This is a genomic window from Domibacillus enclensis, from assembly GCF_900156125.1.
Lineage (GTDB): Bacteria > Bacillota > Bacilli > Bacillales > Domibacillaceae > Domibacillus > Domibacillus enclensis.
This window is the reverse complement of record NZ_FTLX01000010.1, coordinates 100,327-106,617: the sequence shown is the minus strand read 5'-3', so window position 1 is coordinate 106,617 and position 6,291 is coordinate 100,327. Positions and strand designations below refer to the sequence as shown.

The window sequence follows — 6,291 nt, the reverse complement described above, 5'->3', positions numbered from 1 at the left end:
AGGCACGCCGCCAGCGTTCGTCCTGAGCCAGGATCAAACTCTCCAAAAAGAAAGCTGACTTGCTCATTTGTTTCTTATTGAAAATGCGGGGTGCACTTCAATAAGAAGATAAAACTTAAAACGTTGACGTTTTTATTGATTTTGTTCAGTTTTCAATGTTCAATCATTCAGTAAATGGAGCGGGTGATGGGAATCGAACCCACGACATCAGCTTGGAAGGCTGAGGTTTTACCATTAAACTACACCCGCATATAATGACTCGTTTTATCGATTAAGATAAAATGGTCGGGAAGACAGGATTCGAACCTGCGACCCCTTGGTCCCAAACCAAGTGCTCTACCAAGCTGAGCTACTTCCCGGATCGTTTAATATATTATAGTGGCGCGCCCGAGAGGACTCGAACCTCTAACCGCTTGATTCGTAGTCAAGTACTCTATCCAATTGAGCTACGGGCGCTTTATAATTGGTGCGGCCGAGAGGACTTGAACCTCCACGGGGTTGCCCCCACTAGGCCCTCAACCTAGCGCGTCTGCCATTCCGCCACGACCGCATGTAAGCGTTCCGTGCACCAATTTCATTTACCAACAAGATTAGATTATACATGATCCAATTTAGTTGGTCAACACTTTTTAGCGTTCTGTTTAAAATAAAATGGTGAGCCATGAAGGACTCGAACCTTCGACCCTCTGATTAAAAGTCAGATGCTCTACCAACTGAGCTAATGGCTCGAAAAATGGCTGGGCTAGAAGGATTCGAACCTTCGCGTGACGGAGTCAAAGTCCGTTGCCTTACCGCTTGGCTATAGCCCATTAACACATTAAAGAATGGCGGTCCGGACGGGACTCGAACCCGCGACCTCCTGCGTGACAGGCAGGCATTCTAACCAACTGAACTACCGGACCAAAAAGTGAGCATAAAGAAAGGAAACCGGTAAAGCCGGCTTCCCGACAATGCAATGACCCCTACGGGATTCGAACCCGTGTTACCGCCGTGAAAGGGCGGTGTCTTAACCGCTTGACCAAGGGGCCGACATAAAAATATAAATCTGGCGGAGAAGGAGGGATTTGAACCCTCGCGCCGGTTACCCGACCTACACCCTTAGCAGGGGCGCCTCTTCAGCCTCTTGAGTACTTCCCCAGATATTATGGCTCCGCAGGCAAGACTCGAACTTGCGACCGATCGGTTAACAGCCGATTGCTCTACCACTGAGCTACTGCGGAATAATGATTTTACCTGATCGACAATTAGTATTATAATCGATCTACTAAATTGAAGTCAACATTTTTTTGAAGTATTTTCTCTTAGACGATCCTTTTCAAAAAAAAGCTGCTCAATTAAAATATCAATTGAAGCAGCATCTGTCAATATTATTATTTCATCATTTCACTTATGGTTCCTCTGCAAATGCCGCAAGCATACTTTTTCACGTTCACGCGGCGCCGTCTTTCATACATTTTGCCGCATACGGTACAACGGTAAAGAAGAACACGGCGCTTCACTTGCCCGCCCGGTGCAGCAGGAAGCGGCCGGCAATATCGAGGTGAACCCGTTTGTTTTAAAAGCTTCTTGAAATCATCGTCTCCGTGCTTATAGCCCTTGCCCAGCAAATGCAGATGATAATGGCACAATTCGTGCTTCAAGATGCCAACAATCTCTTTTTCCCCGTACACTTCGAAGTATTTCCCGTTCACTTCTATATGATGTGAATGGAGCAGATAGCGGCCCCCTGTCGTGCGAAGCCGCTTGTTTATATATGTCCGGTGAAGAAATGGACGGTCAAAAAACTGAAGAGAGAGCTCTTCCGTCAGTTTTTGAAGCCTTTCATCGCTTATCATTATGTTAGCTCGTTTTTAACCATCGTTAATGAGATTCTTCCTTTAGCTGCCTCTACGCCGTCTACCCAGACTGTCACGATGTCGCCAACCGATACAACATCAAACGGATTTTTCACGAAGCCTTTTTTCAGCTTGGAAATGTGGACAAGCCCATCCTGCTTGACTCCTATGTCGACGAAAGCACCAAAATCGGTTACATTTCGAACCGTTCCTTCTAGCTCCATTCCCTTTTGAAGGTCTTCCATCTTTAAAATGTCTGTTTTCAAAAGCGGAGCGGCCATTTCATCCCGAGGATCACGGCCAGGCTTTTGAAGAGAATCCATTATGTCTTTTAATGTTACTTCACCAATATCAAGCGATTCCGACATTTGCTTTAAGTCGATCTTCTGCAGTGCTTCTGTTAAGGCAGGCGATCCAATATCCGCTGTTTTAAAGCCGATTGACGCCAGCAGGGCAGAGACTGCTTTATAATTTTCCGGGTGAATCGGTGTCCGGTCAAGCGGTTCGTCTCCGTCTGTGATGCGCAGGAATCCAATGCACTGCTCGAATGTTTTGCCGCCAAGACGCGGAACTTTTTTTATAACGGACCGTTTGGTGAATTTTCCATTCTCTTCGCGGAACTGCACGATGTTTTTAGCGACGGTTTTGTTTAACCCTGCCACGTGCTCCAGCAGAGATGGAGAAGCTGTATTAACATCTACACCGACTCTGTTTACTGCTGTTTCCACTACAAACGCAAGGGAACCGGACAATTTTTTTTGTGAAACATCATGCTGGTATTGTCCGACGCCAATCGATTGCGGGTCAATTTTCACGAGCTCAGCCAGCGGGTCCTGAATACGCCGTCCGATTGAAACCGCACTCCGCTCCTCTACTTGAAGATGAGGAAATTCCTCGCGAGCGATGTCCGATGCAGAATATACACTGGCACCCGCTTCATTTACAATAATATACGCCGCTTTTTTTGAAAGCTCCGGCAGCATTTCTACGACGAACTGTTCTGTTTCACGCGATGCTGTGCCATTTCCGATTGCGATAATATCCGCCGCGAATTCATCGGCCAGCTGCTTGAACAAGCCTTTTGCTTCCTTGCGCTTGCCTTCCCCTGTGTGCGGATAAATGACTTTAATCGCCAGCACCTTTCCGATTTCATCAATGACCGCTAATTTGCAGCCCGTGCGATAGGCCGGATCAACCGCAAGCACGACCTTGCCTTTTAGCGGCGGCTGGAGAAGAAGATTTTTTAAGTTCTCAGAAAAAATATGAATGGCCCGTTCTTCCGCTTTTTCCGTCAGCTCGTTCCGAACCTCACGCTCAACGGACGGCCGAATCAGCCGCTTAAACGCATCACGTGCGGCGTTTAAAATAATCGGCGCCGCATTACTTTGTTCATTTCGAATAAATTTGCCCGTTAAGTACCGAATCACGCGTTCTTCATCAAAGGCAACAGCCACCTTTAACACTCCTTCACTTTCGCCGCGGTTAATCGCCAGCGTGCGGTGAGGCGCTATTTTGTTTACAGGCTCTTCATAGTCATAATACATTTTAAACACTTCTTTTTCGTCTTCGCCTTTTACCTCTGTTTTTACTTTCCCGTATTTCGTCATATCAAGACGAATACGCTGGCGGACTGAGGCATCATCTGCGATTGTTTCGGCAATGATATCGGATGCGCCTGCAAGAGCCTCTTCCGCATTTGCTACTGTATCGCTTACATATTGTTTCGCTTCCTGATCAATCTCTGCCGGGACCTGACAAGAAAGAAGCCATTTCGCCAGCGGCTCAAGCCCTTTTTCTTTCGCTACTGACGCCTTTGTCCGTTTTTTTTGTTTAAATGGACGATATAAATCCTCGACTGCCTGCAATGTTTTCGCAGCTTGAATGGCTGCATTCAGCTCCGGTGTCATCTTTTCCTGCTCTGTAATGGAACGGCTCACTTCTTCTTTACGCTGCTCCACATTTTTCCGATATGTATGCCGCTCTAAAATCGACCGTATTTCAACTTCGTCTAGAGAGCCCGTCATTTCTTTTCGATAACGCGCGATAAACGGGATTGTGTTGCCTTCTTCCGTTAATTGAATAACAGCCTGTACTTGCTTTTCACTGCTCCCCGTGTCAGCTGCCGTTGCTTTGATCAATTGCTCATTCATCTTCGTGCCTCCGCTTCTTTCATTCGACTGCCTCTATTGTAGCAAAAAACAAAAAAACCCGCTGATTACAGCAGGTTTCCTACAAGAAAAGTCGCATCATCATTTGATTTTGCAGCGACTGTGTCCAGTTCTGCTGCGATTTGTTCTGTGCTTCGGTAGCGCATAAGCTCTTTTGTGTTCAACAGAACGACGCCATCCGAATGAACTAAAAACTTGCTGCCCGGCTGATACACGAAATGCTCCATTCTGTACCGCTGTGGCCGCCCGGAAAGATACCCTGTCACGGGCAACGGATATGTCAGCTTTCCATCTGGTCCATACAGATAAAACCGAATATTGCCTACGCACGTGTACTCAAAGGTCTTTGTTTCAAAATCAACCTTAAACAAAGCGACTGCCGCTCCCCGCTTTTGAAACATCGCTTTATTAATGAGGTCCATCATGCCTTCAATGGACTCTCTCTTCCATTCACGCTCCACAATTTCCAAAGCGGCATAAGACGATTCATAAGCGAATCGGCCGCTGCCAAGACCATCAGCAAGCAGGCAAACAAATGACGTATCATCCTGGACAAAGAAATACGTGTCTCCACAGTGAGAATTTCCGCCTTTTGAATGGGTGCCTGCGACCAATTCCAGCCATTTGCTTTTCTCTCTCTCCATCAAGAAAGGTGCTCCGTGGAATACGCCTCAGCATGAATCGCTTCTTTCAGCTTTTTAATCGCTCTCCGTTGCAGCCTTGACACGTGCATTTGAGAAATGCCCAGCTTGTCTCCCGCATCTTTTTGGCTTAAATTTTCCAAATACGTGAATTGGATAATCTGCTTTTCGCGGTCTGATAAAACGTGCAGTACTTTTTCAAGTACAAGGCGCTGGTCCACTCGTTCATATCCTTCTTCACGGTTGCCGACAATGTCAAGCAGTGTCACTGTGCTGCCGTCTGAATCCGCTTCGATCGAATGATCAACGGATAAAGCCTGGTAGCTTTTCCCCATTTCCATCGCTTCGAGCACTTCTTCTTCAGGAATATCCAGGTATTGGGCAATCTCGCTTACCTTTGGCGAACGCTGCAAGGAAGTCGTTAGTTCTTCGTTCGCGGACTTAATCTTTGGCCCGAGTTCCTTGATCCGGCGGGGTACATGGACACTCCAGGTTTTGTCGCGCAAGAAGCGCTTGATTTCTCCAACAATGGTTGGGATAGCGAACGCCTCAAAGCTTTTCCCGAACGAATCGTCATACCGCCGAATGGCTCCAAGCAGCCCCATCATGCCGACCTGTACGATATCCTCATGATGCGAACGTCCTTTTGAATACTTTCTGGCGATGGATTCGACAAGTCCCTGATAATGCTTGACGAGCTTATCCTGTGCCTCTCGATCTCCATTTTCCTGGAACGCTTTAATCCATTCAATGGCCTGAAGCTTTGCAGCTTGATTAGGTCGAGACGGTTTCTGCATCCCTCTCCACCTGCTCTCCTTCGAGATACTTTGTCATAAACAATGTAATCCCTTCATTCTGGTGTACTTTCACTTCATCCATTAATGTTTCGATTAAATAAAGCCCCAGCCCTCCTTCACGAAGAAATTCGATGGAATTTTCTTTGTATGGACCAAGCGCTTCTTTCGTTTCATGAAAATTAAAGCTGTTTCCATTATCTGATACAACGACCTCGAGATGGTCTTCATGAAGACTGAAGCCGATCAGCACTTCACCATCTTCTCCCTTATAAGCATGCTGAACCGCATTTGTAATCGCTTCGCTTGTGGCAATTTTCAAATCTTCAATCGTATCATAAGTGAAACCCATTCGGCTGGCAATGCCGGATAGCGTCAGTCTCGTGATTCCGACAAATTCTGGTCTGGCCGGGATTTTCATTTCGATGTAATCAGCATATTTCATTCTTACACGCCACCTTCTGATCCAGAGTTGATGTTCATGATGTCTGCAAGGCCTGTAATATCAAAAAGTCTCTTTAACCGATCAGATAATCCTGTTAATTTTAGTGTGCCATTGTTCGCATTTAAGCTTTTAAAAAGCCCGACGAATACGCCGAGACCTGTACTGTCCATATACGTAACACCAGACAGATCAATGACGATATCTGCTCCTTGTTTTTCAGTGTAAGGAAAAGCTGTTTCACGTAACTTCGGAGCTGTATATGCATCAATTTCACCAGCAAGGTTGATCGTTGTCTGCTGTGCTTGTTCTTGTACGTCAATCGTAATGTTCATTCAAGTAAACCACCTTTAGCATTAATTATCGCTTCGTTCTTTCCAATATCCTTCTACTACCCGACGCCTGGTGCTG

Annotated in this window: 6 protein-coding genes and 10 tRNA genes; all 16 read right to left on the bottom strand. The window is 46.3% G+C overall.

The genetic code is table 11. The annotated features are described in order from the left end of the window. Positions 1–175: 175 nt before the first annotated feature. Positions 176–249, bottom strand: a tRNA-Gly gene (locus BW952_RS17095). A 33-nt stretch (positions 250–282) separates the two neighbouring features. Then, positions 283–359: transfer RNA gene (locus BW952_RS17090), tRNA-Pro, on the bottom strand. A 20-nt stretch (positions 360–379) separates the two neighbouring features. Beyond that, a tRNA-Arg gene (locus BW952_RS17085) sits at positions 380–456 on the bottom strand. 8 nt (positions 457–464) lie between these two features. Continuing rightward, positions 465–550, bottom strand: a tRNA-Leu gene (locus BW952_RS17080). A 102-nt stretch (positions 551–652) separates the two neighbouring features. Beyond that, positions 653–728 (bottom strand) — tRNA-Lys (locus BW952_RS17075). Between the two features lie 6 nt (positions 729–734). Beyond that, positions 735–809: transfer RNA gene (locus BW952_RS17070), tRNA-Gln, on the bottom strand. A gap of 16 nt (positions 810–825) precedes the next feature. Further along, a tRNA-Asp gene (locus BW952_RS17065) sits at positions 826–902 on the bottom strand. A gap of 54 nt (positions 903–956) precedes the next feature. After that, positions 957–1,028, bottom strand: a tRNA-Glu gene (locus BW952_RS17060). Positions 1,029–1,046: 18 nt separating this feature from the next. Next, a tRNA-Ser gene (locus BW952_RS17055) sits at positions 1,047–1,137 on the bottom strand. Positions 1,138–1,145: 8 nt separating this feature from the next. Further along, positions 1,146–1,220, bottom strand: a tRNA-Asn gene (locus BW952_RS17050). A gap of 150 nt (positions 1,221–1,370) precedes the next feature. Further along, the gene (locus BW952_RS17045; RefSeq protein ID WP_045852194.1) at positions 1,371–1,832 is read right to left on the bottom strand and encodes a SprT family protein; all 462 of its coding nucleotides are present in this window, start codon (positions 1,830–1,832) and stop codon (positions 1,371–1,373) included. A 2-nt stretch (positions 1,833–1,834) separates the two neighbouring features. Continuing rightward, positions 1,835–3,985, bottom strand: coding sequence for a Tex family protein (locus tag BW952_RS17040; RefSeq protein ID WP_045852190.1), 2,151 nt, complete (start codon positions 3,983–3,985; stop codon positions 1,835–1,837). A gap of 65 nt (positions 3,986–4,050) precedes the next feature. Further along, positions 4,051–4,647, bottom strand: coding sequence for a PP2C family serine/threonine-protein phosphatase (locus BW952_RS17035; protein ID WP_045852189.1), 597 nt, complete (start codon positions 4,645–4,647; stop codon positions 4,051–4,053). Further along, complete coding sequence (sigB, locus tag BW952_RS17030; RefSeq protein WP_045852188.1) at positions 4,647–5,441, bottom strand: RNA polymerase sigma factor SigB; 795 nt, start codon at positions 5,439–5,441, stop codon at positions 4,647–4,649. The genes BW952_RS17035 and sigB overlap by 1 nt, the downstream gene beginning before the upstream one ends. Then, entirely contained in the window at positions 5,419–5,883 is a 465-nt protein-coding gene (rsbW, locus tag BW952_RS17025; protein ID WP_045852187.1) for an anti-sigma B factor RsbW, read from the bottom strand. The genes sigB and rsbW overlap by 23 nt, the downstream gene beginning before the upstream one ends. A gap of 2 nt (positions 5,884–5,885) precedes the next feature. Beyond that, positions 5,886–6,215, bottom strand: a complete 330-nt coding sequence (locus tag BW952_RS17020) for an anti-sigma factor antagonist (RefSeq protein ID WP_045852186.1) — start codon at positions 6,213–6,215, stop codon at positions 5,886–5,888. Positions 6,216–6,291 lie beyond the last annotated feature (76 nt).